The sequence below is a fragment of the Bradyrhizobium sp. SZCCT0231 genome (assembly GCF_018130245.1).
GTDB classification, from domain to species: domain Bacteria; phylum Pseudomonadota; class Alphaproteobacteria; order Rhizobiales; family Xanthobacteraceae; genus Bradyrhizobium; species Bradyrhizobium japonicum_F.
Window position 1 is genome coordinate 60,646 of the sequence record NZ_JAFCKP010000022.1, and the last position, 25,753, is coordinate 86,398.

The following is a 25,753-nucleotide window of genomic DNA, read 5'->3' on the forward strand; positions in this document are numbered from 1 at the left end:
GGGTTTGTTTTGTCTCCGTTTCCAGAGTTCGGGTCGTCGAATGCAGAAGCTTTTCAGGTGGGCCAGCAAATGGTGGCCGGGGCTGATCCCCCTGGCCGTCATGTGGGGATTTGCGGCCTGGAATAATACCCTACCGGTCGAGGCCGATCTGTCGGCCCGCAGCTCGGCTGCGTTGAAGGATACCGTTCTGGACAAGACCCGCATCGCGGTTGATGGCCGCGACGTCGGCCTGGCCGCGGACGCCTTCTCCGAGGAGGGGCGCCGTGACGCCGTTATGGCGGTCGAAACCGTCCCCGGCGTGCGGCTGGTCGACGACCGGACGCGCCTTGTTCCTGAGGCCAAGCCCTTCGTCTGGAACGCCGAGCGCGACGTGGTGCGGGTGACGCTGTCAGGCTCCGCGCCCTTGCCGTCGATGAAGGCCCGGCTGACCGAGGCCGCCCGCAAGGAGGTCGGCGGCGTCGAGGTGGCCGACCAGATGGGGCTGGCCCGCGGCGCGCCGCCTCGGTTCGAGGCCGCCGCGATGCTGTTGCTGGATCAGATCGGCAAGCTCAAGGACGGCAAGATCACGATAACGGACACCAAGGTCAATCTGTCGGGCATGGCGCGCGAGCTCGGCGGCCGTGAGGCGATTGCGGCGGCGCTGAAGAACCTGCCGGAGGGTTTTTCGATTGCCGCCAACGAGATCAAGGCGCCGCCCTACATCTTCCAGGCCTACAAGGATCCGGTGGCGGCGACGGTGACGCTGACCGGCTATGTTCCCGACAACAACGTCCACGCGGCGATCGCCACCAGCGCCTCGCGAAAGTTCTTCACCGAAAAGGTCGTCGACAATCTCAAGGCCAGCATCGGCGCACCCGGCTCCTTCAGCACGGCGGTCGTCGCAGCGCTCGGCGCGCTGTCGCGGCTGTCGACCGGCACGCTCGTCGTCTCCGACCGCGAGGTGAAGCTGTCGGGCGATGCGCTCTACGAAGGAGCCGCCAACGATATCCGCGCAGGCCTCGGCAAGGACTTTCCGAAGAACTGGCAGTACAAGCCGGAAATCACCGTGAAGCCGGCGGCAGGCCCCGTCGACGGCACCGTATGCCAGCAATTGTTCTCGGAGCTCCTGACCAAGGGTAAGATCCGCTTCGCGACCAGGCGCGCGGACATCGATCCTGATTCGGCCGGCATCCTCGATCGTCTCATCGAGACGGCGCTGCGCTGCCCCACCACCAATATCGAGGTCGCCGGGCATACCGACGCCGACGGCGAGGACTCCTTCAATCAGGCCCTCTCGGAAAAGCGCGCGCAGGCGGTGATCGACTATCTGGTCAAGGCGGGCCTGCCCGCCAGCCGCTTCACCGCGGTCGGCCATGGCAGCACGCAGCCCGTCGCCGGCAACGACACCGATGAGGGCAAGGCGCAGAACCGCCGCATCGAATTTCTGGTGAGGTGACGATGCCCTATCTCGTCTCGTTCCATCTGGGCTGGCTGATCGGCTCGCTGCTGCTGGGCTTTTGCATGGGCTGGATCTCGGTGGTCCAGCGCGGCAACGGCACCTCGAAGGTCACCGCGCGGTGGCTCGCTGCGCTTGCCGCGGGTCTGGTTGCCGCTTCGCTCACCCATGTGGTGCCCGGTCGTTTCGGCTATTGGCTCGACCTCGGCCTGATCATGTCCGCGTGCTACCTCGTCGGCTGCACCGTCGGCGCCTGGTTGCGCGACCGGGTGGTCTCGCGCACCGCGCCGCCAGCCGCTGTGTGATGTTGCCGTGCACCCTCACTCGATGGACGGGTGCGCGTCCGCCGCGGCCCTTTGGCGCATCGGAAACCCGCGACCGGCCGCTTCGGTCACCCCTCTTTCAACAGGCAGGGGTGCCCCATAGATTGACGTCGGCTTAAGTCGTGACGGAACATTGTGCCGTCGAAATCATCAAAACTTCATGGCGTCTGCGCAGGATTGCCATGGAGATTCGCGTCAGCCTTGCCGCCGAAAGCGCCAAACCGTGCATCAGGAGCCGTAACCCTGCCTAAAATATTGAAGGCACGTGTTTTTGTTCGAATTGGCGAATTCCACTTCGCCCGAAAACGCGCTACTGGAGGGGCAGGGGGCATGCGCGATGCCGGAGCCGGCGGTGAGGGGCCGTCGCGTGCCTGTGCGTCGTTCGCCTGTTCGCCGGCCGTCCTGGCCGCCGAAGCGTTGTTCGAGGTCTAGATGCTGGAAGCCATACGCAGGGCGATGACGTTTCTGCGCCAGAAGCAAATCCTGCATAAGCTTGGAGTTGTGATCAGCATCGCGGTCATCGGTATCGCTTGCTATGTGCTCTACCACATGCTGCGCGGCATCGATTTCAACGAGGTCCTCGAAGCGATCAAGAGCACCGAGCCGAGCCAGATTGCGATGGCCGCGCTGTTCGTGGCCGCCGGCTATTTCACCCTGACCTTCTACGACCTGTTCGCCACGCGCGCGATCGGTCATGCCCACGTGCCCTATCGCATCAACGCGCTCGCGGCCTTCACCAGCTATTCGATCGGCCACAATGTCGGCGCCAGCGTCTTCACCGGCGGCGCGGTGCGCTACCGCATCTATTCGGCCTATGGGCTGAACGCGATCGACGTCGCAAAAATCTGCTTCCTCGCCGGCCTGACCTTCTGGCTGGGCAATGCCGCCGTGCTCGGCCTCGGCATCTCCTACCATCCGGAGGCCGCGGCCGCGGTCGACCAGCTGCCGCCCTGGCTGAACCGGACGCTGGCGCTGATGATCATCATGGCGCTGGTCGGTTACGTGGTCTGGGTCTGGACCCAGCCGCGGGTCGTCGGTCGCGGTCCCTGGACCGTGGTGCTGCCGGGCGGGCCGCTGACGCTGCTCCAGATCGCGATCGGGATCGTCGACCTCGGCTTCTGCGCCCTGGCAATGTACGTGCTGGTCCCGGACGAGCCCAATCTCGGCTTCGTCGTGGTCGCGGTGATCTTCGTCTCGGCGACCCTGCTCGGCTTCGCCAGCCATTCGCCCGGGGGCCTCGGCGTATTCGACGCCGCCATGCTGGTCGGCCTCTGGCAGATGGACCGGGAGGAGCTCCTCGGCGGCATGCTCCTGTTCCGCGTCCTCTATTATCTGTCTCCTTTCGTCCTATCTGTAATCTTGCTGACGTTTCGCGAAGTTATCATCGGCGCGCGATCGAAGCGCTTGCAGCAGGCGGCGCTCAAGCTGGACCCCGGCCCGGCGCCCGAAGCCGCCTATGTGAGAGAGCGCAGCGACAGCGGCGCCTGACCGGTGCCAGGCCCTTAAGACAAGGTCCTTAGGACAAGTCCCCCAGGAGAAGCCCGCCCCGATGGCGATCGACGCCCCATCTTCTCCCTCCGCCCAGCCCTGGTCCGACCGGCTGCGGCACTCGACCATCATCCTGATCGCCGCGGCGCTGGCGCTGTCCGTCGTGGTCTCGCTCGGCGAATTGTCGGCACTGCACGCCGCAATCGTGTTCCTCTGCATCGCGGCGGCTGCCCTGATCCCGTGGCGGCTGCACGATCCCGCCGCCTCCCGCGACGACGTCAGGCGCATCAACCCGGTCGAGAGCGCGGCGGTGGCCGCAGTGGTCGCCGGCATGCCGGATCCAGCGGTGCTGCTCGACCGCGCCGGCCGCGTCATCCACCTCAACGCCGCGGCCGCCCAGCTTGCGCCGGCGCTGCGCAGGAACGAGCTCGCCCAGTTCGCGCTGCGCTCGCCGGAGATCATCACTGCGCTGCGCGAGGCGATCGCGACCACCGAGCCGCGGCGCGCGACCTATCTCGACCATGTTCCGGTCGATCGTTGGATGGAGCTCATGATCACGCCGGTGCCGGTGCCGACCAGCTTCGGCGGCGCCGACAAGTGCATGCTGATGACGTTCCACGACCAGACGCCGCTGCGCCGGGTCGAGGAAATGCGCGCCGACTTCGTCGCCAATGCCAGCCACGAGCTGCGTACCCCGCTGGCCGCGCTGTCGGGCTTCATCGACACGCTGCAGGGCCAGGCCAAGGACGATCCCAAGGCGCGCGAGCGCTTCCTCGGCATCATGCACAACCAGGCCACCCGCATGGCGCGCCTGATCGACGATCTGCTGTCGCTGTCGCGCGTCGAGCTGTCAGCCCATGTCCGGCCCGACACCCTGGTCGATCTCGTGCCGATCATTCGCCAGGTCGCCGACGGGCTGGAGCCGCTGGCGCGCGAGCGCCAGGTCGAGGTCGAGATCCAACTGCCGGAGCCGCCGGTGATGATCGCGGGGGACCGCGAGGAGCTGCTCCGCCTGTTCGAGAACCTGATCGAGAACGCGCTCAAATACGGCGCTTCGGGCGGACGCGTCATCGTGTCGCTGACATCAAGCCCCGCCACTGATGGAACTCAGGAAATCCGGGTCATGGTCCGCGATTTCGGCCCGGGCATTGCGCCCGAGCACCTGCCGCGGTTGACCGAGCGCTTCTACCGGGTGGATGTCGGCGACAGCCGCTCGCAAGGCGGCACCGGGCTCGGATTATCGCTGGTGAAACATATTCTTAACCGCCATCGCGGCCGGCTTCTGATCGAAAGCGTGCCCCGGCAGGGTGCCACTTTCACGGCCTGTTTTCCCCAGACCAAGACTCCGGTTTAGACCTAAAACTCGAGCAATTCCAATTGCTTGGGTGTGTCATCCAGCTGTCACGAAACCTTCGTAAAAGCACAGCCGACCGCTCCTAAAGGGGGCGGCGCGGGGAGCGCGATCGGGCGCGGATGGCGCTTCGCTCCCCTGTATGGAGACCAGCATGAATTTCCTCAAAACTATGGTCGCTGCTGGCTTGGTCGCCGCATCGACGACGGCAGCCTTTGCGGCCGACATCACCGGTGCCGGTGCGACCTTCCCGTTCCCGATCTATTCGAAGTGGGCTGACGCCTACAAAAAGGAGACCGGCAACGGTCTGAACTACCAATCGATCGGCTCCGGCGGCGGCATCAAGCAGATCCAGGCCAAGACCGTGACCTTCGGCGCCACCGATGCGCCGCTCAAGGCCGAGCAGCTCGATAAGGACGGCCTCGTCCAATGGCCGATGGTGATGGGCGCTATCGTCCCCGTCGTCAACCTCGAGGGTGTTAAGTCCGGCGAGCTGGTGTTCGATGGCGAGACCCTGGCCGCCATCTATCTCGGCAAGATCGCCAAGTGGGATGATGCCGCGATCAAGAAGCTCAATCCGAACGTGAAGCTGCCGTCGGAGGCGATCACCGTGGTTCGCCGCTCGGACGGTTCGGGTACCACCTTCAACTTCACCAACTACCTCTCCAAGGCTAGCGCGGACTGGAAGAGCAAGGTCGGTGAGGGCACCGCGGTCGAGTGGCCGGTCGGCGTCGGCGCCAAGGGCAACGAGGGCGTGTCGGGCAACATCGGCCAGACCAAGAACTCGATCGGCTACGTCGAGTATGCCTATGCGAAGCAGAACAAGCTGACCTACGCCGGTCTCGTCAACAAGGCCGGCAAAACGGTGCAGCCGACCGTGGAGGCGTTCCAGGCGGCCGCGTCCAACGCCGACTGGGCCAAGGCTCCGGGCTACTACGTGATCCTGACCGACCAGCCTGGCGACAAGTCCTGGCCGATCACCGCGGCGACCTTCATCCTCATGCACAAGTCCGCCACCGACAAGGCGGCCTCGCAGGAAGCCATCAAGTTCTTCCGCTGGGCCTTCAAGAGCGGCGGCAAGGCGGCTGAAGAGCTCGACTACATCCCGATGCCCGACAGCGTCGTCCAGCAGATCGAGAAGACCTGGGCTGCCGAGATCAAGAGCTAAGTAAAGCTCGCGTGTCCCGGACATGGTGCCGGGATGATCCAAGACCTCCGCTCCGGATCGGCCTCGCGCCACATCCGGAGCGCGCCACCAACAACAAGCGTATATAAATAACGGCTACAGGGGATCGGCGTGGCTGAGATGGCTGTCGAGAGCAACGTAATTGATGCCGCCGGACCGTATGATCGCGCCAAGGCTTTGAGCGCGTTCAAGCTCGGCGATGTCACCTTTTACTGGATCACGCGGCTTTCCGCGATCTCGGTGCTGCTGATCCTCGGCGGGATCATCATCTCGCTGATCGTCGGTGCGTTCCCGGCGATGAAGGAGTACGGCATCTCCTTCCTGTGGACGCAGCGCTGGGCGCCATCGGCCGATCCGCCGGTGCTCGGCGCGCTCGGGCCGATGTACGGCACGCTTGTCACCTCCTTCATCGCGATGCTGATCGCTATTCCCGTCGGTCTCGGCATCGCGATCTTCCTCACCGAGCTCTGCCCGCAATGGCTGCGCCGCCCGATCGGCATGGCGGTCGAGCTGCTCGCCGGCATTCCCTCGATCATCTACGGCATGTGGGGCTTCTTCGTGCTGGGCCCGTTCCTGGCCAACACCTTCCAACCCTTCATGATCAGGGTCTTCGACGGCGTTCCCGTGCTGGGGGCGATCTTCGCAGGTCCCCCGTCCTATCTCAGCCTGTTCAACGCCGCGCTGATCCTCGCCATCATGGTGCTGCCCTTCATCACCTCGATCTCGGTCGACGTGTTCAAGACGGTGCCGCCGGTCTTGAAGGAAGCCGCCTACGGCGTCGGCTGCACCACCTGGGAAGTCGTCCGCAGCGTGGTGATCCCCTATACCCGCGTCGGCATCATCGGCGGCGTCATGCTGGCGCTGGGCCGCGCCCTCGGCGAGACCATGGCGGTGACCTTCATCATCGGCAACTCGTTCCGGATCTCCTCGTCGATCTTCGCCCCGGGCACCACGATCTCGGCGGCGATCGCATCGGAGTTCGCCGAGAGCGACGGCTTGCACCAGTCCGGCCTGATCCTGCTCGGCCTGCTCCTGTTCGTGCTGACGTTTTTCGTGCTCGCGGCCGCGCGGCTGATGCTGATGCGCCTGGAAACCAAGGCCGGGAAGTGAAGCCATGAACCCGATCTATTCACGTCGCCGCCGCTGGGACATCGTCATTCGCGGTCTCTGCATCGCAGCCGCGGCCTTCGGCGTCACCTGGCTCGCGCTGATCCTGGTCACGCTGCTTTACAACGGTCTGGCCGGTCTCAACCTCCAGATCTTCACCGAGAACACGCCGCCGCCGGGATCGAGCGAGGGTGGCCTGCTCAACGCCATCGTCGGCTCGCTGATCATGACCGTGATCGGCGTCGGCATCGGCGCGCCGCTCGGCCTGTTCGCCGGCACCTATCTCGCCGAGTACGGCCGCAACGACAAGCTGACCTCGGTGATCCGCTTCATCAACGACATCCTCTTGTCGGCGCCCTCGATCATCATCGGCCTGTTCATCTACGGCGCGGTGGTGGTGCCGATGCGCGGCTTCTCGGCGATTGCAGGCAGCCTCGCGCTCGCCGTGATCGTGATCCCGGTCGTGGTGCGCACCACGGAGGACATGCTGCTGCTGGTGCCGAACCCGCTGCGTGAAGCCGCGAGCGCACTCGGCCTGCCGCGCTCGCTGGTGATCAAGCGCATCGCCTACCGTGCGGCGCGCTCCGGCCTCATCACCGGCGTGCTGCTCGCCACCGCCCGCGTCGCCGGCGAGACCGCGCCGCTGCTGTTCACCGCGCTGTCCAACCAGTTCTTCAGCCTGAGCCTGGACAAGACGATGGCCAACCTGCCGGTCACCATCAACAACTTCGTGCAGAGCCCCTACGCCTATTGGAAGCAACTCGCCTGGAGCGGGGCGCTGCTCATTACCCTGACTGTGCTTGCCCTGAACATTGGCGCCCGCATCCTTGGTGCCGAGAGGACCGCAAAATGAGTGAAATGTCCATTTCCGTAAGCGCGCCGACCGTTCATCCCGGCTCGCAGCCGCTGCCCGAGGCGCCCGCCAAGGTCACCGCGCGCAACCTGAATTTCTACTACGGTGAGCACCACGCTCTGAAGAATATCAACCTGGCGCTCGGCACCAATCGTGTCACGGCGTTCATCGGCCCGTCGGGTTGCGGCAAGTCGACCCTGCTGCGCATCTTCAACAGGATGTACGATCTCTATCCGGGCCAGCGCGCCACCGGCCAGCTGCTGCTCGACCACACCAACATCCTCGACCCCAAGCTGGATCTCAACCTGCTGCGGGCCCGGGTCGGCATGGTGTTCCAGAAGCCGACGCCGTTCCCGATGACGATCTATGAGAACATCGCCTTCGGCATTCGTCTCTATGAGAAGATCTCGAAGTCGGAGATGGATGACCGCGTCGAGAAGGCGCTCCGCGGCGGCGCGCTGTGGAACGAGGTCAAGGACAAGCTCAACGCGTCCGGCCTGTCGCTCTCCGGCGGCCAGCAGCAGCGCCTCTGCATCGCCCGCACCGTCGCGGTGCGGCCCGAGGTGATCTTGTTCGACGAGCCCTGCTCGGCGCTCGACCCGATCTCGACCGCCAAGGTCGAGGAGCTGATCCAGGAATTGTCCGAGAACTACACGATCGCGATCGTCACCCACAACATGCAGCAGGCGGCGCGCGTTTCCGACAAGACCGCCTTCATGTATCTCGGCGAGCTGATCGAGTTCGACGACACCAGCAAGATCTTCACGTCGCCGAGCGACCGGCGGACGCAGGATTACATCACCGGCCGGTTCGGCTGAGGAGACGGGACATGGGTTCTGAACATACCGCAAAAGCTTTCGACACCGACCTCCAGGAGCTCACCCGCCTGGTCGCCGAAATGGGCGGCATCGCCGAGCGCATGATCGTCGATTCCGTCGATGCGCTGATCCGCCGCGACATCGCGCTCGGCCAGCGCGTCGTCGCCACCGACGCCGAGCTCGACGCGCTGCAGAAGAAGATCGAGGAGCGCGCCGTGCTCACCATTGCGCGGCGCCAGCCGATGGCCGTCGATCTGCGCGAGATCGTCGGCGCCATGCGCGTGGCGACCGATCTCGAGCGCATCGGCGATCTCGCCAAGAACATGGGCAAGCGCGTCGCGGCGCTGGAGACGGATTTCCATCCGCTGAAGCTGTTCCGCGGCTTGGAGCACATGACCGACCTCGTGCAGCAGCAGGTCAAGTCGGTGCTGGACGCCTATGCCGCGCACGATCTGCCGGCGGCGATGGCGGTGTGGAAGGGCGACGAGGAAGTCGACGCCATCTGCACCTCGCTGTTCCGCGAGCTCCTCACCTATATGATGGAGGATCCGCGCAATATCTCGTTCTGCATCCATCTGATGTTCTGCGCCAAGAACATCGAGCGGATCGGCGACCACGCCACCAACATCGCCGAGACCGTGTTCTACATGATCGAGGGCCAGGCGATCACCGACAAGCGGCCGAAGGGCGACATGACGACCTTCGCCACGACGGTGCCGAATACCTAAGGAGCGACGACAACATGGGCGCACGCATTATGGTGGTTGAGGACGAGGAAGCTCTCACCGAGCTTCTCCGCTACAACCTCGAAGGCGACGGCTATGACGTCGAGACGGTGATGCGCGGCGATGACGCCGACACCCGCCTCAAGGAGCACATTCCCGATCTGATCGTGCTCGACTGGATGCTGCCGGGCCTGTCAGGTATCGAGCTGTGCCGGCGGCTTCGTACCCGCCCCGAAACCAAGCAGCTGCCGATCATCATGCTCACCGCGCGCGGCGAGGAGAGCGAGCGGGTGCGGGGACTTGCGACCGGCGCCGACGATTACATCGTCAAGCCGTTCTCGGTGCCGGAGCTGCTGGCGCGTGTGAAGGGCCTCTTGCGGCGCGCCAGCCCCGAGCGGCTCGCCACCGTGCTCGCCTATGGCGATATCGAGCTTGATCGCGACAAGCGCCGCGTGGCGCGCTCGGGCCGGCCGATCGATCTCGGCCCGACCGAATATCGTCTGCTGGAGTTCTTCCTGGAGCATCCCGGCCGCGTGTTCTCGCGCGAGCAGCTGCTCGACAGCGTGTGGGGGCGCGACATCTACATCGACGAGCGCACCGTCGACGTCCATATCGGCCGCCTGCGCAAGCTGCTCAATCTCGGCCGCGAGCAGGACCCGATCCGCACCGTCCGCGGCGCCGGCTATGCGCTGGACGATCGTTTCGCGAAGGCCGAGCAGACGTAAGGTTTGCAGGCGTTGGTTTAGCGAGCTATCGCCACACGTTCAGTGTCGTCCCGGACAAGCGAAAGCGCAGATCCGGGACCTATAACCACAAACAGTGGTTGTCTTGCGAAAAGGTAACTCCGAGTCCTCGTAACCACAGCTCGCGGTGGCTATGGGTCTCGGATCTGCGCGCGCTTGTGGCGCGCTTGTCCGGGACGACATCGGATGTGTTGAGGCACCGTCGTGCGACGGCTGCCGACTTTGCAGTCAGCTAAATCCGCAAACTCACCGCGTGCCGGGCTTCGCCGGCGCGCGACGGCGATCCGCTGCGGGCTGATAGGCCACGCGCGAATGTTGGGCGCAGTAGGGCAGGCCGGACAGCGCCTTGCCGCCGCAGAAGAAGAAATCCGGGCTGGAGGGATCGCCGACCGGCCAGTGGCAGGTCGCCTCGTTCAATTCCAGCAGCGACAGCCGCTGGCTCATCGGCACCACGTTGTCGTAGGTGACAGGCTCGGCCTCCACCTCGACCTCGAAGGCCTGCGCCAGCGCGGTATTGCCGCGCGCGACAGGGCGCGTCACCCGCATCATGTGCTGCGCGGGCCGCGCCTTGCGCGGCCGGGGCGCCGCCGATGAAGGGCTCTTGGCGCGGCCGGACAGACCGAGCCGATGCACTTTGCCGATCACGGCATTGCGGGTCACATTGCCGAGCTCCGCCGCGATCTGGCTGGCCGAAAGTCCGGCCTCCCAGAGCTTTTTCAGCTGCTCGACGCGATCATCGGACCAGGTCAAAACCGTCATTGCACCCTTTCCCTCGCTGCGCGCCTGCCATGCTGGGGCCTTCGCAGCGATTGCCTAAGCCTTGAAAAACCCGTGCCGCCAGAATCCCTTAAGGCTCGCCGGGCGCGCTCAAGACGCCCGAACGTTTACGCCGGTACATGAGGACTCTTGGGATCAGAACCGCTGCACGAGATGTCGTATCTGACAGCCCAAACGCTACAATATGGCGTGACTCCCGCGCAAGAGTCCGCCGACTCGCGTCCACATGTTCCGTGGTGAAAACCCCGCAAAATCGGCACCGCAAGACTACGGATTCAGCGTTTCGCGAGGCTTTCCAGGCGGCATTGACACCCGTCTTGCCAGGCATAAGATAGTCCCACGTGCCGCCCTTAAAAGGCGGCACGTTTCGTTTTCCGGGCCGGTCAATGGTGCGTTGCGTAATGCACGCGTCACACCGTCCGCAACATTCAAGTGACGTCATGACCAACAGCGCCGCGCCGCATTTGCTCCCCGTTTTCGCCAGGGCCGACCTCGGTTTCGAGCGCGGCGAAGGCTGCTGGCTGATCGCGACCAATGGCGAGCGCTATCTCGATTTCACCTCTGGCGTTGCGGTGAACGCGCTCGGCCACGCCCATCCCGCGCTGGTCAAGGCGCTGCAGGAGCAGGCGACAAAGCTCTGGCACATGTCGAACCTGTTCCAGAGCCCGGACGGCGAGAAACTCGCCGCGCGTCTGTGCAGCGAGAGCTTTGCGGACTTCGTGTTCTTCTGCAATTCCGGCGCCGAGGCGATGGAGGGCGTGATCAAGCTGGTGCGCCACCATCACTTCTCCAAGGGACATCCGGAGCGCTACCGCATCATCACCTTCGAGGGCGCCTTCCACGGCCGGACGCTGGCGACACTCGCCGCCACCGGATCTGCAAAATATCTCGAGGGCTTCGGTCCGCCGATGGACGGGTTCGACCAGGTGCCGCATGGCGATCTCGACGCCGTCAAGAAGGCGATCGGCCCGCACACTGCCGGCATCCTGATCGAGCCGATTCAGGGCGAGGGTGGCGTTCGTTCTGCGCTTCCCGGCTTCCTGAAGGCGCTGCGCGAGCTTTGCAACGAGCACGGCCTGTTGCTCGCCTTCGATGAGGTGCAGACCGGCATGGGCCGCACCGGCGATCTCTTCGCCTATAGGCGCACCGGCGTCACACCTGACGTGATGTCGCTCGCCAAGGCGCTCGGCGGCGGCTTCCCGATCGGCGCGGTGCTGGCGACCGCGGAGGCGGCCGCTGGCATGGGGCCGGGCTCCCACGGCTCGACCTTCGGCGGCAATCCGCTCGCGATCGCGGCTGCGAATGCCGTGCTCGACGTCATGCTCAAGCCCGGTTTCTTCGACCGCGTGCAGAAGATGTCGTTGCTGCTCAAGCAGAAGCTCGCCTCCGTGATCGACCGTCATCCTGATGTCGTCAGCGAGGTGCGTGGCGAGGGCCTCCTGATCGGCATCAAGGCTGTCGTGCCCTCGGGCGATCTCGTTGCGGCCTTGCGCAATGAAAAACTGCTCACGGTCGGCGCCGGCGACAATGTCGTGCGCTTCCTGCCACCCCTGATCGTCACCGAGGCGGAGATCGAGGACAGCGTCGGGCGGCTCGAGCGCGCCTGCACTGCGATCTCGTCCAGCCAGACAAAGCGGGCGGCAAGCTGATGAGCAAGACGCCCAATAAAGCTCCAAAGCACTTTTTGGACATCAACGAGCTGCCGTTGTCGGAGCTCAAGAGCATGCTCGCCGCCTCCTCCGCCATGAAGGCGAAGCAGAAGGCGCATCAGCCGGTCAGGCCGCTCGAAGGCAAGACGCTGGCGATGATCTTCGAGCGTCCCTCGACCCGCACCCGCGTGTCGTTCGACGTCGGCATGCGCCAGCTCGGCGGCGAGGCGATCATGCTTACCGGCGCCGAGATGCAGCTCGGCCGTGGCGAGACCATCGCCGACACCGCGCGCGTGCTGTCGCGCTATGTCGACGCCATCATGATCCGCATCCTCAATCACGATGCTCTGCTGGAGCTTGCGGCCAACGCCACCGTGCCTGTCATCAACGGCCTGACGCGACGCTCGCATCCCTGCCAGGTGATGGCCGACCTCATGACCTATGAGGAGCATCGCGGCCCGATCGAGGGCAAGACCGTGGCCTGGACCGGCGACGACAACAACGTGCTGGCGTCGTGGGCGCACGCCGCCGAGCGCTTCAAGTTCCAGCTCAACGTCGCAACGCCTCCCGAGCTCGCGCCGAAAAAGGCAATGCGCGACTGGATCAAGACGTCGGGCGCGCCGATCGTGCTCGGCACCGATCCGGAAGCTGCCGTGCGCGGCGCCGATTGCGTCGTCACCGACACCTGGGTTTCGATGGGAGACAAGGAGGGCGAGCACCGCCACAACGTGCTCAAGCCCTACCAGGTCAATGCCAAGCTGATGTCGCTGGCCAAGCCCGACGCGCTGTTCATGCACTGCCTGCCCGCCCATCGCGGCGAGGAGGTCACGGATGAAGTGATCGACGGTCCGCAATCGGTCGTGTTCGACGAGGCCGAAAACCGCCTGCATGCGCAGAAGGGCATTTTGGCCTGGTGCTTTGATGCGGTGAAGTAGGCTTCTTGTAGCCCGGATGGAGCGCAGCGAAATCCGGGGTTCTCAACGCGCGGAACGACCTTCCCGGATTACGCTTTCGCTCCATCCGGGCTACGCGGCTGCGCCACGCTTCGCCGTCGTCCCGGACAAGCGCGCCAAAAGCGCGCGCCGATCCGGGACCCATAGCCACAAGACGTCGTGTGGCGATGACTCGGAGTTGCCATCTCGCGTCGTGACGTAGTCCTGTGGTTATGGGTCCCGGATCGGCGCTTGCGCTTGTCCGGGACGACGTCGAGTTTGAGGTGGCTTGGTATGGTTCAACTTGCATCCTGCCCCTTCCAATCCCCGCCCTCCGACCCCAGATAGAGCGCCATGGTTTTTCAATCCCCTGACATGAAAACCGGGCCTGAGGGCCCGGTTCGCGCACCATCGGCGGTTCCGATCGACGACGCCGTGCTGCCTTACGAAGTCGACGCCCTCGATGTGCGCGGGCGCCTGGTGCGGCTCGGTCCGGCGCTGGACGACATCCTCACCAAGCACGATTATCCGGCGCCGGTCGGCAAGCTGCTCGGCGAGGCCATCGTGCTGACGACGCTGCTCGGATCGGCGCTGAAGTTCGAGGGCCGCTTCATTCTTCAGGCCCAGACCGACGGCCCGGTGTCGTTCCTGGTGGTGGACTACAAGGCGCCTGACCATCTGCGCGCCTATGCCCGCTTCGATGCCTCGCGCTTGGGCACGGCTAAGGATTCCGGCACGCTGCTCGGCCGCGGCCATCTCGCCATGACCATCGACCAGGGCCCCGATATGAGCCGCTATCAGGGCTTGGTCGCGCTCGATGGCGGCAGCCTGGAAGACGCCGCCCACGAATATTTCCTGCGCTCCGAGCAGATCCCGACGCGCGTGCGCCTCGCGGTCGGCGAGGAGTGGCGCAGTAGCGACGGCGGCAAGCATCGCTGGCGCGCCGGCGGCATGCTGATGCAGTTTCTGCCGAAGGCGCCGGAGCGCGCGCGGCAGGCCGATCTGCATCCCGGCGATGCGCCCGAAGGCGCCGAGGCGCACAGCGTCGCCGAGGACGACGCCTGGGTCGAGGCGCGCTCGCTGATCGAGACCGTCGAGGACGTCGAGCTGATCGATCCCGAGCTCTCCGGCGAGCGGCTGCTGTTCCGCCTCTTCCACGAGCGCGGTGTGCGCGTGTTCAATCCGCAAGCTCTCGATGCGCGGTGCTCCTGCTCGCGCGATGCGGTCGCCTCGATGCTCAAGAGCTTCTCGCCCGACGACCGCGCAGCGATGGTCAAGGACGACAAGGTCGTCGTCACCTGCGAGTTCTGCTCTTCGGTGTACCAGTTCACGCCGCACGAGGCGGGCGCGGAGGACGCGTAGGCATCTCCTTCGTCATTGCGAGCGCAGCGACTTGTCCGCCGAAGCCTTGGCGAAGGCGGAAGCAATCCGGAGTCTCTCCGAGGTGGCAGTCTGGCTGCGCTCGCAACGACGTTGAGAGTGCCTACACCACACTCTGCTCTCGTGCCCCGGACGCAGCGCAGCGTCACTTCGACGGTGCGCTGCAGAGCCGGGGTCCATCTCGCTGCACTACGCCGTGTGGACCTGGGTCCCGGCTCGGCGCACCAGCGCTTCCGCGCTGCAGCTTGTCCGGGACACGAGGTGAACGGTGCGCGATTAATTCAACACCCGCTTGTTGTCCGGGCTGTCCAGCGAGAACGTCGGCACGTCGATCTCGAAGCGCTCGCCGGTTTCGCTGACCATCTGGTAGCGGCCGGTCATGAAGCCCGAGGCGGTCGAGAGCGGCACGCCGGAGGTATATTCGAAGCGCTCGCCGGGGGCCAGGATCGGCTGCTCGCCGACCACGCCCTCGCCCTTCACCTCCTGCTGGCGGCCGGAGGCATCGGTGATGATCCAGTGCCGCGTCTTGAGCTGCACGGTCTCTTCGCCCGAATTGGTGATGACGATGGTGTAGGACCAGAAGTAGCGCGAGCGGTCGGCCGACGACTGCTCCGGAACAAAGTTCGGCTCGACGGTCACTTCGATCTGGCGGGTCACGGCGCGGTACATGGTTGCCATCATACCGAAATCCGTCCCGGGAACCAAACGCCGCGGACGGCTTTGGCGACATCGTCCCGCCAGAATTCGAGGGAAAGGACACCCCCAAGGGAGATACCCTTCAAGCGAGATACCCTTTATGTGATCCGGCCGCTTTGCGAGACGACAGCCGGACCATTACACTCCTTCAACGTCGCGATTTGCGGAAGGGTTTTTAGGCCCCCGATGACCATTGCCGACCAAGTGACGGGATCGACCATCGCGGGAACCGCGGGGACCAAGCCGCGCGCCGCTGCGCCGGCCATCACGCTGCCCGCCATCGGCGAGCGCGAGCTCCGGCTCGATCTGTTCCGCGGGCTCGCGCTATGGCTGATCTTCATCGACCATCTGCCGCCGAGTCTGCTGACCTGGTTCACGATCCGCAATTACGGCTTCAGCGACGCCACCGAGATCTTCATCTTCATCTCCGGCTACACCGCCGCCTTCGTCTATGGCCGGGCGATGCTGGAGAGCGGCGTCGTCATCGCCACCGCGCGCATCCTGCGCCGGGTCTGGCAGATCTACGTCGCCCACGTCTTCCTGTTCACGATCTTCCTCGCCGAAATCTCCTATGTGGCGACCAGGTTCGAGAACCCGCTCTATACCGAAGAGATGGGCATCATGGACTTCCTCAAGCAGCCCGACGTCACCATCGTGCAGGCGCTGCTCTTGCGCTTCCGTCCGGTCAATATGGACGTGCTGCCGCTCTACATCGTGCTGATGCTGGCGCTGCCCTTGATCCTGTGGTCGATGAAATGGCGGCCCGACGTCACGCTCGGCCTTTCGGTCGTGCTCTACGTGGTGACCTGGGAGTACGATCTTTATCTATCGGCTTATCCGAACGGCTTCTGGGCCTTCAATCCCTTTGCCTGGCAGCTGCTGTTCGTGTTCGGTGCATGGTGCGCGCTCGGGGGTGCGCGCCGCATGTCGCGCATCCTGGCCTCGCCCGTGACGATGTGGATCTCGATCGCCTATCTCGTTGCGGCGTTCTACGTGACGATGACCTGGTACGTGCCGCAGCTCTCCCAGTTCATGCCGAAGCTGATCGAGCAATGGATGTATCCGATCGACAAGACCGACCTCGACGTGCTGCGCTTCACGCATTTCCTGGCGTTGGCCGCGCTCACCGTGCGCTTCCTGCCGACGGACTGGCCGGGCCTGAAATCGCCCTGGCTGCGGCCGCTGATCCTGTGCGGCCAGCATTCCCTCGAGATCTTCTGTCTCGGCGTCTTCCTGGCCTTTGCCGGCCATTTCATCCTGGCCGAAGTCTCCGGCGGCGCAGCCATGCATGCGCTGATAAGTCTCTCTGGAGTCCTGATCATGTGGGGCGTGGCCTGGGTGATTTCGTGGTACAAGCGCGTGGCTGACAAGAGCGGTGCGAAAACCAAAAACGCCGTCGGCAACGCCGATCTGGCGGGAGGGGGCTGATGAAGGCGAAGGTTCTCCTGAGCCTGATCCTGTTATGCGGTGGCCTCGCCGCGCCTGTGGCGCGTGCGGGCGATGCTACGCCTGCCGCTTCCCCTGCGCCCGCGGCCTGCGAATTGCCGTCCTATCTACTGACCAGCGAAAGCCAGCTGCCCAAGGTCGCCGATGCGGTCAAGGCCGGCAAACCGCTCGACATCCTGGTCGTCGGCAGCCGCTCGACCACGATTCCGTCTTCGGAAAGCAGCTCGTATCCGGCGCGCATGGAGGCGAATCTCAAGGAGAAGCTGCCGGCGTCCGAGGCGGTGCACGTCTCCGTAGAAATACAGAGCAAGAAGACGGCAGAGGAGACCGCCTCCACCTTCGTTAAGCTGATGGAAGCAAAAACGCCTACCTTGGTGATCTGGCAGACCGGGACGGTGGATGCTATCCGATCCATCGATCCCGACGAATTTCGTAGCGCGGTGACCGACGGGGTTGCTGCGCTGCAAAAGGCGGGGGCTGACGTCGTCTTGATGAATCTGCAATACAGCCCGCGCACCGAAACCATGATTTCGGCGCAGCCTTTTCTCGATAATATGCGCGTGGTGGCGCAGGAGCACGACATCCCGCTGTTCGATCGTTTCGCGATCATGCGGCAGTGGAATGATCAGGGCCAGTTCGACCTGTTCAGCCCGTCCCGCGGGCCTGAGCTGGCGAAGCAGGTCCATGATTGCCTTGGCCGGGCGTTGGCACAGTTCGTGATCGACGCAGCTCATCTGGAGCCGGCCCAGCAGCAAAATTGAGGTCTAGCGTTAATGAGTTCTCTCCGCCCTTTTTGCCCGATGTCATGGCTGGCTGCGCCTGCAGCAGCAGTGCTGTTGTTGCTGACGCCGGCCTCGCAATCGCATGCGCAGACGCAAGCCGCGCAGGCGACACCCGCACCTGTCCAGCCGGCTGATCCCGCTGCCGCTTCGCCCTCCCAGACCACCGTCGCTGCGACCTCGCCCGAGCAGCGCGGCATCGCGGCGCGCGCCATCGACAAGGTGAAGCAGGCCGCCAAATCCGCCAGCGACATCTTCAACCGTGTGCCCTGCCTGCCGCCGAAGGGCGGTTCGAAGGCGATGGGCTCGCTGCCGCACGTCGCCGGCAAGCTCGTCGCCGGCCAGCCCGTCGTCATCGTCGCGTTCGGCTCGTCGTCGACCCAGGGGTTCGGCGCGAGCTCGCCGGAGTTCAATTATCCGAATCGTCTCGCCGCGCAGCTGCGCCGGCACTATCCGATCGCCGACATCACCGTCGTCAATGCCGGTGTCGGTGGCGAGGACGCCCCCGAGATGATGAGGCGCCTCCAGACGCAGGTGATCGACGTGCATCCGGATCTCGTGATCTGGCAGGTCGGCACCAACGCCGTGCTGCGCAATCTCGATCCCGGCGACACCGCCAAGCTGGTCGAGGACGGCATCAGCCGCATTCAGGCCGCCGGCGGCGCCGATATCGTGCTGGTCGATCCGCAATATTCGCCGGCCGTCAACCAGCGCAAGGAGAGTGCCGGCAAGATGGTGAAGCTGCTCGGCAAGGTTGCCGAGCTCCGCCACGTCGGGATCTTCCCGCGCTTCGAGGTGATGCGCGACTGGCACGAGAACCAATCGATCCCGGTCGAGAGCTTCGTGATCGCCGACGGCCTGCACATGAACGATTGGGGCTACGCCTGCTTCGCCCAGCTGCTCGGCGACGACATCATCCGTTCCGTCGGCCAGATCAAGCTGGGTGTGAACGTGCCGGCTGATGTGAGAACGTACCGGCCGATGTAGAGGCGAGCAGGGAATGGCGAGTAGCGAATAGGGTTTGATCTATTCGCTACTCACTATTCGCCATTCGCTGCTCACGCCTTCTCCAGGTGTCGTAGGGTGGGCAAAGGCGCGCTCTTCGCGCCGTGCCCACCATCTATCGGCAGTGTAGGTTTGAATGGTGGGCACGCTTCGCTTTGCCCACCCTACGAGAGCTCATTCGCTCGTCACGCCTTCTCCAGCGCCGCCGTGAGATCCTCGATCAGATCGTCCGCATGCTCGAGTCCCGCCGAGAAGCGGATGAAACCTTCGCTGATGCCGAGTGCGGCGCGGTCTTCCGGCTTCAGCCGCTGATGCGTCGTGGTCGCCGGATGCGTGACGAGGCTCTTGGCGTCGCCGAGATTGTTCGAGATCTTCGCAAGCCTCAGCTCGTTGAGCACGCGGAACGCCGCCGCCTTGCCGCCCTTGACCTCGAAGCCGACCAGCGTCGAGCCGCCGCGCATCTGCTTCTTCACCAGCGCCGCCTGCGGATGATCGGCGCGGCCGGGATAGACCAGCCGCGAGATCTTCGGATGGCTCGCCAGCACCTCGGCAATGCGCGCCGCAGTGTCGGTCTGCGCGCGCACGCGCACGCCGAGCGTCTCCAGGCCCTTGAGCAAAACCCAGGCGTTGAACGGCGAGATCGACGGGCCGGTCTGGCGCATGAAATTGTGGATGTGCTCGGCGATGAACGCTTCCGAGGACAGGATGATGCCGCCGAGGCATCGGCCCTGGCCGTCGATATGCTTGGTCGCGGAATAGACGACGACGTCGGCTCCCAGCGCGAGCGGGCTCTGCCAGATCGGCGTTGCGAACACGTTGTCGATGATGAGCCGCGCGCCGCCCTTGTGCGCGATCTCGGCGATGCCGGGAATGTCGAGCACGTCGAGCGTCGGGTTGGTCGGGCTCTCCAGGAAGAACGTCTTGGTGTTGGGCTTAAGTGCCCGCTGCCACTGGTCGAGATCGAGCCCGTCGACCAGCGTGGTCTCGATGCCGTAGCGCGGCAACAGATCCTGGATGACGTAGAGGCACGAGCCGAACAGGGCGCGCGAAGCCACGACGTGATCGCCCGCCTTGAGCGGTGCGAGGATCGCGGTCGTCACCGCCGCCATGCCGGTTGCCGCCGAACGCGCCGCTTCGGCGCCTTCGAGCTCGATCATCCGCCGCTCGAACATCGCGATCGTGGGATTGGAGTAGCGCGAATAGATGAAGCCGGGATCCTCGCCCTTGAACCGCGCCTCGCACTCCTCGGCGCTGTTGTAGACGTAGCCTTGGGTGAGGAACAGCGCCTCCGACGTCTCGCCAAATTGCGAGCGCAGGGTCCCGGAATGGACCAGGCGGGTTTCGGGGCGGTAGTTGGCAGGCGACTTCGACATAGGGTCCTCCGACATGACCATCGGGCAAAAATGGTCACAAAAAAACCGGCCTGGATATCTCCACTGGCCGGGATCACAGAGGTCCCCGGCCTGTTTAGCGACTTATTTAACGTGGCTGCAAGCCGGCCGGCTCAAATCACCACGGGATAAGTGATGCTCATATTCCGCAATCCCCTTTCCGTCAAGGCGTCCATCGGCTAGCCGTAAAAAGCTGGTATGTCCCGCATTTCGGGATGCGTTTGACCCCTGATGAGGACCCCCGGTTGACGTTCACGGTCGCCGCCGACGCCAATGGTATCCTGCCCGACCGCATGATCGCGGCGATGGCGGAGGCAGGCCTCATCCTGCCCGAATACGATTTCGTCGAGAGCCAGATCCAGCCGGCGAGCCTCGATTTGCGCCTTGGCGACATCGCCTACCGCGTCCGCGCCAGCTTCCTGCCCGGTCCCGGCGCCACCGTCGCCGAGCGTATCGACGAGTTGAAGCTGCACGAGTTCAGCCTCGCCGACGGCGCGGTGCTGGAGACCAACTGCGTCTACATCGTGCCGCTGCTCGAAAGCCTGGCTCTGCCGCCGGAGATCGTCGCGGCGGCGAACCCTAAGAGCTCGACCGGCCGGCTCGACGTCTTCACCCGCGTGATCGCCGACGGCACCCGCCGCTTCGACATGATCGGCGCCGGCTATCACGGGCCGCTCTACGCCGAGATCAGCCCGAAGACCTTTCCGGTGCTGGTGCGCGAGGGCTCGCGCCTGTCGCAGGTGCGCTTCCGCACCGGCGATGCCATCCTCAACGCCGACGAGCTCGAGGCGCTGCATGCCGCCGAGCGCCTCGTCGATATCGACGATGCCGACCTCTCCGGCGGCGTCGCCGTCTCCGTCGATCTCTCCGGCGAGAAAGCCAACGGCTTCGTCGGCTACCGCGCCAAGCGCCATACCGGCGTCGTCGACGTCGATCGCCGTTCCGGCTACGCGGTCGAAGATTTCTGGGAGCCGATCTCGGCCCGTCCCGACGGCAGCCTGATCCTCGATCCCGGTGAGTTCTACATCCTCGCCTCCAAGGAAGCGGTGCAGGTGCCGCCCGACTACGCCGCGGAGATGGTGCCGTTCGATCCCCTGGTCGGCGAATTCCGCGTGCACTATGCCGGCTTCTTCGATCCCGGCTTCGGCTATGCCGGTGCGGGCGGGCTAGGATCGCGCGCCGTGCTCGAGGTGCGCTCGCGCGAGGTGCCGTTCATCCTCGAGCACGGCCAGATCGTCGGCCGTCTCGTCTACGAGAAGATGCTGGCGCGCCCCGACGCGATGTACGGCCAGCGCATCGGCTCGAACTACCAGGCGCAGGGCCTGAAGCTCAGCAAGCATTTCAGGGTGTAGTGCCAGCCTCAGCCTCCGCCTCCGCTGTCATTCCCCGCGACCCGGCTACGCCAAGGCTTCGCCGAGGTTTCGGTCTTAGGCGCGCCGAAGCTTTGGCGCAGGCGGCAAGCGGGGAATCCAGTACGCCGCGGCCTCTCGATTCAAGCATGACCGTCTCGGAGTACTGGATCGCCCGCCTTCGCGGGCGATGACACCGAGATCGCGTCCGGTTGCGTCGTTCCATCCGCGATGACACACTCCCGCAAAACAACAAGCCGGGAGTGAACATGACAGCCGCATCAGACGCCGCGCAGGAAGCGCAATGGAAGCGGTGGCGCGCGGTCGCCGACCTCTATCACGCCTACTTCACCGGCCTCATCCTCACCGTGGTCACGCGCCGCGGCACCGCGGATGCGGCCGAATTCGTCTTCCGCGTGTTCCGCCGCCAGCAGCAGGAGCGCTTCCTGCCCGGCTTGCAAAAGCTCGGCATCGACCATCTGCCGCCGGCGGTGGCTGCGGCGCAATATCACTATCTCTCCAACTGGATCGGCGGCGTGCATGTCGAATACATGTATGAGAGCGACACCAAGGCCTGGATCCGTTATCCGCCGCCGCGCTGGATCTGGAAGGGCACCGCGATCTGCGGCGTGCCGGGCGAGGTCTCACGCGCGATGCTGCGCGGCTGGCACGCCAACAACGGCGTCGCGCTCGGCGATCTCCGCCTCGGCTTCGTCTGCACCAAGCAGAGCGTCGACGGCCAGGACGGGCTCGAAGGCTATTATCATCAATACGACCATCCGCTCGAGCTGGACCAGCGCCTGGTGTTCGCGCGGCATCTGGAAGCACCGTTGTTCGATGTGAAGACCGCGCCGGCGCTCCCGGTCGCGAGCTGGCCGAAGCCGCGGCTGGAAAAAGCCTATCGCAACTACGCGATGGAATATGTCCGCACCGCCGCGCCCGTGATGGTGCAGCTGTTCGGCCCCGAGGATGCCGGCTATCTGCTGCACCTCACCGGCAAGCTGATCGGGATGCAATATTTCGACGAGGTTGCAGCGGCGCTGTCGATGAGCCGCGGCGGAGCGGGCGAGTTCGCATCGTTCCTGAACGCGCTGTTCGCCGCGCAGGATGACGCCGCCGAGATGGCGCAGTCCGAAGGCACGTTCGAAATCCGCCAGCAGAGCTGGAAGCTGATGGACGGCGTCGCCGACTATCACCGCGCCTGCGCCAAAGTGCTGGAAGGATTGTTCGAAGGGCTGGCTGCGGGATGTGGTCGGCACATCGGCGTGCAGATGCGCACTGCCGCAGGCGGTCGACCGCCGCTGGTCTGGACGATCGAGTAGGCGATGCTATCGCCGCGCACTTCGCCTCTCATTGAAATGCGCTGCCGCAGGGCACGGCTGCGCCCTGCGCAGGAGGAATCGGTAATCGCCGTGCTAACAAGCTCCTGCCGCGCCTTTGGCGCGAACAAAGTCATTGGCACACCAAATGATTGCCGCGCCGCGAATGGCGCCTGCGTCCGGGAGAGGACATGTCCGACATCGCCGAGATCCCGGTCGATGAGCAAGAGCGCCCGCTGCCGCCGCCCCCGAGTCCCGTCAAGAGCGCGCTGACCGACGGGCCGATCCTGCGCACGCTGCTCTCCCTCGCCTGGCCTAACGTGATCGGGCTCTCGGCCGGCATGTGCGTCGTCATCGCGGAGACGTCCTATATCGGCCGGCTCGGCGTCGAGGCGCTGGCTGCGATGGCGCTGGTGTTTCCGACCGTGATCCTGACCATGACCATGTCCGGCGGTGCCATGGGCGGCGCGGTGGCGTCCGCCATCGCGCGCGCGCTCGGTGCCGGCGATCGCGAGCGTGCCGGCACGCTTGCCATGCATGCGATGCTGATCGGCATCAGTTTCGGCCTCGTCTTCATGCTGGGCATGCTGATCTTCGGGCCAAAAGTGCTCGAAATGCTTGGCGGCCGCGGCGATGTGCTGACGCATGCGATCGCCTACACGCAGGTGTTTTTCGGCGGCGCCGTGCTGCCCTGGCTGCTCAACACCATGGCCGGCGTGTTGCGCGGCACCGGCAACATGAAGCTGCCGTCGTTCCTCATCCTCAACTCCGCGGCCTGGCAGATACTGCTCGGCGGCACGCTCGGCCTCGGGCTCGGCCCGGTGCCGCAGCTCGGCATGCGCGGCGTCGCGGCCGGCGCGCTGATCGCCTATTCCATGAACATCGGCATCATGGGCTGGTACCTGTTCTCCGGCCGCGCGCGGATCGCATTGAGGCTGCGCGGCTTGCGCATCCAATGGGCGATGTTCTTCGACATCCTCAAGGTCGGCGCCGTCGCCTGCTTCTCGCCGCTGCAAGGGGTGCTGACGATCTCGATCTTCACCCACATGCTGGCGAAGTTCGGCACAGCGATCCTCGCCGGCTACGGCATCGGTGCGCGGCTGGAATTTTTGCTGACCTCGATCGCGTTCTCGTTCGGCATCGCCTGCGTGCCGATGGTGGGGATGGCAATCGGCGCCGGCAACATCGCGCGCGCCCGGCGCGTCGCCTGGATCGCCAGTGCCGCCGCCTTCGTCGCCGTGGGCGCGCCGGCGTGCGTCGTTGCGATGTTCCCCGATCTCTGGATCAACATCTTCACCGACAGCGCGGCCGTGCGCGCGGCGAGCCATCAATATCTCGCGACGGTCGGGCCGTTCTACGCCTTCTTCGGCCTTGCCACGACGATGTATTTCTCCTCGCAAGGCGCGGCCAAGGTGATCGGGCCGGTGCTGGCGCAGACGGCGCGGCTGGCCTACATCTCCGGGGTCGGCTGGTGGCTGTCGACCCATGAGGCCACCGCGCAGAGCTTCTTCTGGCTGGCTGCGAGCTCGATGGTCGTGCTCGGCCTGCTCTCATCCTCCAGCGTCTTGCTGACGCGCTGGGGACCGCGTGCGAGCAAGGCTGCGATCAGACCGGCGCTATCAGGCGCCGCCGACTAACGATGCTTGTGGCGGCGATGGCCGCTGCCGGCGCCGACATTGGCGAGCCGCATCAGTTGCGGGATCATCGCCATCATGTCGCCGCCACCGGCGCCACCGAGCATGCCCATGATGTCGCCGCCACCACCGCCGAAGCCGGCCGGCATGGTGCCGCCGCCCATCGGCGAATAGCCGCCGTGATTGGGCGCGCCGAAGCCGCCGCCGAGATTGCCGGCGGACAGACCATTCAGGCCGCCAAAACCACCACCAAGTCCACCGCCACCATTTTCCATCATGCGGCTCATCATCGGGCCCATGGTCTGCATCAGCATGGCGAAGCGGCGCTTGCCCATCTTCGCCTTCATCATCTCCAACATCGGCGCCATCTGGGTCATCATGTCCTCGCTGCCGGCACCGCCGCCGCCGAGGAGCTGCGCCTTTGCCGGCACGCTCGAGATCGAAAACAGCAGCAGCACGGCGGCCGCCTGGCAGATCACCTTGTCCGCACCTCTCATGGCATGCTCCTCGCGTGCGTGGCGCCGCCGGGAGAGCAGAGCCAACCGGACGCACGCGGGGCATGGTTACGGCCGGCGAGGGCGTGGCTCTGTGAAAAACATCACGCACGCGAGCATGATCCGGAAAAGTGTGCAGCGGTTTTCCGAAAAGATCATGCTCAGACAAAGAGCTACGCAGGCGGGAATGCCCGGTGCATGGCGATCACGGCCTCTTTGGTTTGCCCCTGAACGTAAGGCGCGAGCTCGTTCGGCAGCATGTCGATGATCCAGACCAGCCGGCATCGTGAATCGCCCTCGGCGATCACCTGCACCGAGGCGCTGTAATGCTCCAGCCGCTCGTTGTTGATGGCATAGACGAGGCGCTGCCGCGCATCGTCGCAATCGACCAGCACCTCGCGCGCGACCGAACCATTGGCGAAGGTGACGATGCGCGCATCGCCGTCGAGCGTGCACGCCGTGACGAAGCCCGGCACCAGCCGCTGATGCAGCGCGCCGAAATCGCGCACCGCGTCCCAGACGTCGCGCGCGGAGGCGGGGAGGGAGATGTCGTTGTGGATGGAGGCCATGGAGGTGTCCTGATTGTGATAGGTCGTCGCCACAAACACCGTCATTGCGAGCGAAGCGAAGCAATCCAGTGACGTTTCCGCGGAGACAGTCTGGATTGCTTCGTCGCAAGGGCTCCTCGCAATGACGGGAGCGAGTGGCGAGTTCGTAGGGTGGGCAAAGGCGCGCTCTTCGCGCGCCGTGCCCACCATTCATCGGCAGTGTCGCACGCGATGGTGGGCACGCTACGCTTTGCCCACCCTCATATGGGGATTTGCGAGTCAAGGCCTTTCGGTTGGCTTGAGTGAGTTTGGCGCGGTGCGAGGG

24 protein-coding genes and 1 riboswitch are annotated in these 25,753 nt (G+C 65.0%); of the genes, 19 read left to right on the forward strand and 5 right to left on the reverse strand.

What is annotated here, in order from left to right; translation table 11 throughout:
* Positions 1-40 precede the first annotated feature (40 nt).
* The 10 genes from JQ566_RS31330 to phoB all read left to right on the forward strand — a co-directional run bounded on the left by JQ566_RS31330 (position 41) and on the right by phoB (position 10,011).
* Positions 41-1,435, forward strand: coding sequence for an OmpA family protein (locus JQ566_RS31330; RefSeq protein WP_212379583.1), 1,395 nt, complete (start codon positions 41-43; stop codon positions 1,433-1,435).
* A 2-nt stretch (positions 1,436-1,437) separates the two neighbouring features.
* Positions 1,438-1,740 (forward strand): hypothetical protein, encoded by a 303-nt coding sequence (locus tag JQ566_RS31335; protein WP_212379585.1) that lies wholly within the window; start codon positions 1,438-1,440, stop codon positions 1,738-1,740.
* A 450-nt stretch (positions 1,741-2,190) separates the two neighbouring features.
* Positions 2,191-3,246, forward strand: coding sequence for a putative bifunctional lysylphosphatidylglycerol flippase/synthetase (locus JQ566_RS31340; protein WP_212379587.1), 1,056 nt, complete (start codon positions 2,191-2,193; stop codon positions 3,244-3,246).
* Between the two features lie 61 nt (positions 3,247-3,307).
* On the forward strand, positions 3,308-4,600 hold the full coding sequence (locus tag JQ566_RS31345) for an ATP-binding protein (RefSeq protein WP_212379589.1): 1,293 nt from the start codon (positions 3,308-3,310) through the stop codon (positions 4,598-4,600).
* A 151-nt stretch (positions 4,601-4,751) separates the two neighbouring features.
* Entirely contained in the window at positions 4,752-5,765 is a 1,014-nt protein-coding gene (gene pstS / locus JQ566_RS31350; RefSeq protein ID WP_212379591.1) for a phosphate ABC transporter substrate-binding protein PstS, read from the forward strand.
* A 138-nt stretch (positions 5,766-5,903) separates the two neighbouring features.
* A complete protein-coding gene (gene pstC / locus JQ566_RS31355; protein ID WP_212379624.1) occupies positions 5,904-6,893 on the forward strand; it encodes a phosphate ABC transporter permease subunit PstC in 990 nt (329 codons plus the stop codon).
* Between the two features lie 4 nt (positions 6,894-6,897).
* Positions 6,898-7,743: a phosphate ABC transporter permease PstA gene (gene pstA, locus JQ566_RS31360; RefSeq protein WP_212379593.1), complete on the forward strand. Its 846-nt coding sequence runs from the start codon at positions 6,898-6,900 to the stop codon at positions 7,741-7,743.
* Positions 7,740-8,561 (forward strand): phosphate ABC transporter ATP-binding protein PstB, encoded by an 822-nt coding sequence (pstB, locus tag JQ566_RS31365; RefSeq protein WP_194390320.1) that lies wholly within the window; start codon positions 7,740-7,742, stop codon positions 8,559-8,561. Before pstA ends, pstB begins: the two co-directional genes overlap by 4 nt.
* 11 nt (positions 8,562-8,572) lie before the next feature.
* Positions 8,573-9,289, forward strand: coding sequence for a phosphate signaling complex protein PhoU (gene phoU, locus JQ566_RS31370; protein WP_212379595.1), 717 nt, complete (start codon positions 8,573-8,575; stop codon positions 9,287-9,289).
* Between the two features lie 14 nt (positions 9,290-9,303).
* Positions 9,304-10,011 (forward strand): phosphate regulon transcriptional regulator PhoB, encoded by a 708-nt coding sequence (phoB, locus tag JQ566_RS31375; RefSeq protein ID WP_008143479.1) that lies wholly within the window; start codon positions 9,304-9,306, stop codon positions 10,009-10,011.
* A 264-nt stretch (positions 10,012-10,275) separates the two neighbouring features.
* Here phoB and JQ566_RS31380 read toward each other — a convergent pair whose 3' ends face one another.
* Positions 10,276-10,788: a GcrA family cell cycle regulator gene (locus tag JQ566_RS31380; protein ID WP_024337097.1), complete on the reverse strand. Its 513-nt coding sequence runs from the start codon at positions 10,786-10,788 to the stop codon at positions 10,276-10,278.
* A 458-nt stretch (positions 10,789-11,246) separates the two neighbouring features.
* On the opposite strand from JQ566_RS31380, the gene JQ566_RS31385 reads away from it, so the two are divergent.
* The 3 genes from JQ566_RS31385 to JQ566_RS31395 all read left to right on the forward strand — a co-directional run bounded on the left by JQ566_RS31385 (position 11,247) and on the right by JQ566_RS31395 (position 14,749).
* Positions 11,247-12,455, forward strand: coding sequence for an aspartate aminotransferase family protein (locus JQ566_RS31385; protein ID WP_212379597.1), 1,209 nt, complete (start codon positions 11,247-11,249; stop codon positions 12,453-12,455).
* Complete coding sequence (argF, locus tag JQ566_RS31390; protein WP_212379599.1) at positions 12,455-13,390, forward strand: ornithine carbamoyltransferase; 936 nt, start codon at positions 12,455-12,457, stop codon at positions 13,388-13,390. The genes JQ566_RS31385 and argF overlap by 1 nt, the downstream gene beginning before the upstream one ends.
* Positions 13,391-13,741: 351 nt before the next feature.
* On the forward strand, positions 13,742-14,749 hold the full coding sequence (locus JQ566_RS31395) for an Hsp33 family molecular chaperone (RefSeq protein ID WP_212379601.1): 1,008 nt from the start codon (positions 13,742-13,744) through the stop codon (positions 14,747-14,749).
* 294 nt (positions 14,750-15,043) lie between these two features.
* Here the strand turns inward: JQ566_RS31395 and apaG are convergent, their stop codons facing one another.
* On the reverse strand, positions 15,044-15,436 hold the full coding sequence (gene apaG, locus JQ566_RS31400) for a Co2+/Mg2+ efflux protein ApaG (protein WP_024337101.1): 393 nt from the start codon (positions 15,434-15,436) through the stop codon (positions 15,044-15,046).
* A 213-nt stretch (positions 15,437-15,649) separates the two neighbouring features.
* Between apaG and JQ566_RS31405 the strand changes: the two genes are divergently transcribed.
* The 3 genes from JQ566_RS31405 to JQ566_RS31415 are packed head-to-tail and all read left to right on the forward strand — an operon-like array spanning position 15,650 to position 18,675.
* On the forward strand, positions 15,650-16,891 hold the full coding sequence (locus tag JQ566_RS31405) for an OpgC domain-containing protein (protein WP_212379603.1): 1,242 nt from the start codon (positions 15,650-15,652) through the stop codon (positions 16,889-16,891).
* Positions 16,891-17,670 (forward strand): SGNH/GDSL hydrolase family protein, encoded by a 780-nt coding sequence (locus tag JQ566_RS31410; RefSeq protein ID WP_212379605.1) that lies wholly within the window; start codon positions 16,891-16,893, stop codon positions 17,668-17,670. The genes JQ566_RS31405 and JQ566_RS31410 overlap by 1 nt, the downstream gene beginning before the upstream one ends.
* A gap of 12 nt (positions 17,671-17,682) precedes the next feature.
* Positions 17,683-18,675, forward strand: coding sequence for an SGNH/GDSL hydrolase family protein (locus JQ566_RS31415; protein WP_212379607.1), 993 nt, complete (start codon positions 17,683-17,685; stop codon positions 18,673-18,675).
* A 203-nt stretch (positions 18,676-18,878) separates the two neighbouring features.
* Here JQ566_RS31415 and JQ566_RS31420 read toward each other — a convergent pair whose 3' ends face one another.
* Positions 18,879-20,066, reverse strand: coding sequence for an O-succinylhomoserine sulfhydrylase (locus JQ566_RS31420; RefSeq protein ID WP_212379609.1), 1,188 nt, complete (start codon positions 20,064-20,066; stop codon positions 18,879-18,881).
* A 73-nt stretch (positions 20,067-20,139) separates the two neighbouring features.
* A riboswitch (SAM riboswitch) is annotated at positions 20,140-20,219 on the reverse strand.
* Between the two features lie 80 nt (positions 20,220-20,299).
* On the opposite strand from JQ566_RS31420, the gene JQ566_RS31425 reads away from it, so the two are divergent.
* From JQ566_RS31425 to JQ566_RS31435, 3 genes are all read left to right on the forward strand, one after another.
* A complete protein-coding gene (locus JQ566_RS31425; RefSeq protein ID WP_434057846.1) occupies positions 20,300-21,436 on the forward strand; it encodes a 2'-deoxycytidine 5'-triphosphate deaminase in 1,137 nt (378 codons plus the stop codon).
* Between the two features lie 266 nt (positions 21,437-21,702).
* Entirely contained in the window at positions 21,703-22,755 is a 1,053-nt protein-coding gene (locus JQ566_RS31430; protein ID WP_212379612.1) for a hypothetical protein, read from the forward strand.
* A 188-nt stretch (positions 22,756-22,943) separates the two neighbouring features.
* Positions 22,944-24,389: an MATE family efflux transporter gene (locus JQ566_RS31435; RefSeq protein WP_212379614.1), complete on the forward strand. Its 1,446-nt coding sequence runs from the start codon at positions 22,944-22,946 to the stop codon at positions 24,387-24,389.
* Here JQ566_RS31435 and JQ566_RS31440 read toward each other — a convergent pair.
* Together JQ566_RS31440 and JQ566_RS31445 are read right to left on the reverse strand one after the other, a co-directional pair.
* The gene (locus tag JQ566_RS31440; protein WP_212379616.1) at positions 24,386-24,883 is read right to left on the reverse strand and encodes a hypothetical protein; all 498 of its coding nucleotides are present in this window, start codon (positions 24,881-24,883) and stop codon (positions 24,386-24,388) included. The two genes, JQ566_RS31435 and JQ566_RS31440, sit on opposite strands and share 4 nt — an antisense overlap.
* 170 nt (positions 24,884-25,053) lie before the next feature.
* Positions 25,054-25,449 carry an SRPBCC family protein gene (locus JQ566_RS31445; RefSeq protein WP_212379618.1) on the reverse strand — a complete coding sequence of 132 codons (396 nt, stop codon included), beginning with the start codon at positions 25,447-25,449 and terminating at the stop codon, positions 25,054-25,056.
* Between the last annotated feature and the right edge of the window lie 304 nt (positions 25,450-25,753).

Coding starts and splice junctions, on each gene's coding strand:
- JQ566_RS31380 (WP_024337097.1), bottom strand. CDS start 10,788: ATGACGGTTTTGACCTGGTCCGATGATCGCGTCGAGCAGCTGAAAAAG.
- JQ566_RS31415 (WP_212379607.1), top strand. CDS start 17,683: ATGAGTTCTCTCCGCCCTTTTTGCCCGATGTCATGGCTGGCTGCGCCT.
- JQ566_RS31335 (WP_212379585.1), top strand. CDS start 1,438: ATGCCCTATCTCGTCTCGTTCCATCTGGGCTGGCTGATCGGCTCGCTG.
- JQ566_RS31425 (WP_434057846.1), top strand. CDS start 20,300: ATGCGTTTGACCCCTGATGAGGACCCCCGGTTGACGTTCACGGTCGCC.
- apaG (WP_024337101.1), bottom strand. CDS start 15,436: ATGTACCGCGCCGTGACCCGCCAGATCGAAGTGACCGTCGAGCCGAAC.
- JQ566_RS31330 (WP_212379583.1), top strand. CDS start 41: ATGCAGAAGCTTTTCAGGTGGGCCAGCAAATGGTGGCCGGGGCTGATC.
- phoB (WP_008143479.1), top strand. CDS start 9,304: ATGGGCGCACGCATTATGGTGGTTGAGGACGAGGAAGCTCTCACCGAG.
- JQ566_RS31420 (WP_212379609.1), bottom strand. CDS start 20,066: ATGTCGAAGTCGCCTGCCAACTACCGCCCCGAAACCCGCCTGGTCCAT.
- JQ566_RS31345 (WP_212379589.1), top strand. CDS start 3,308: ATGGCGATCGACGCCCCATCTTCTCCCTCCGCCCAGCCCTGGTCCGAC.
- JQ566_RS31385 (WP_212379597.1), top strand. CDS start 11,247: ATGACCAACAGCGCCGCGCCGCATTTGCTCCCCGTTTTCGCCAGGGCC.
- argF (WP_212379599.1), top strand. CDS start 12,455: ATGAGCAAGACGCCCAATAAAGCTCCAAAGCACTTTTTGGACATCAAC.
- JQ566_RS31445 (WP_212379618.1), bottom strand. CDS start 25,449: ATGGCCTCCATCCACAACGACATCTCCCTCCCCGCCTCCGCGCGCGAC.
- JQ566_RS31430 (WP_212379612.1), top strand. CDS start 21,703: ATGACAGCCGCATCAGACGCCGCGCAGGAAGCGCAATGGAAGCGGTGG.
- JQ566_RS31405 (WP_212379603.1), top strand. CDS start 15,650: ATGACCATTGCCGACCAAGTGACGGGATCGACCATCGCGGGAACCGCG.
- pstA (WP_212379593.1), top strand. CDS start 6,898: ATGAACCCGATCTATTCACGTCGCCGCCGCTGGGACATCGTCATTCGC.
- phoU (WP_212379595.1), top strand. CDS start 8,573: ATGGGTTCTGAACATACCGCAAAAGCTTTCGACACCGACCTCCAGGAG.
- JQ566_RS31395 (WP_212379601.1), top strand. CDS start 13,742: ATGGTTTTTCAATCCCCTGACATGAAAACCGGGCCTGAGGGCCCGGTT.
- JQ566_RS31440 (WP_212379616.1), bottom strand. CDS start 24,883: ATGAGAGGTGCGGACAAGGTGATCTGCCAGGCGGCCGCCGTGCTGCTG.
- pstS (WP_212379591.1), top strand. CDS start 4,752: ATGAATTTCCTCAAAACTATGGTCGCTGCTGGCTTGGTCGCCGCATCG.
- JQ566_RS31340 (WP_212379587.1), top strand. CDS start 2,191: ATGCTGGAAGCCATACGCAGGGCGATGACGTTTCTGCGCCAGAAGCAA.
- JQ566_RS31410 (WP_212379605.1), top strand. CDS start 16,891: ATGAAGGCGAAGGTTCTCCTGAGCCTGATCCTGTTATGCGGTGGCCTC.
- pstC (WP_212379624.1), top strand. CDS start 5,904: ATGGCTGTCGAGAGCAACGTAATTGATGCCGCCGGACCGTATGATCGC.
- pstB (WP_194390320.1), top strand. CDS start 7,740: ATGAGTGAAATGTCCATTTCCGTAAGCGCGCCGACCGTTCATCCCGGC.
- JQ566_RS31435 (WP_212379614.1), top strand. CDS start 22,944: ATGTCCGACATCGCCGAGATCCCGGTCGATGAGCAAGAGCGCCCGCTG.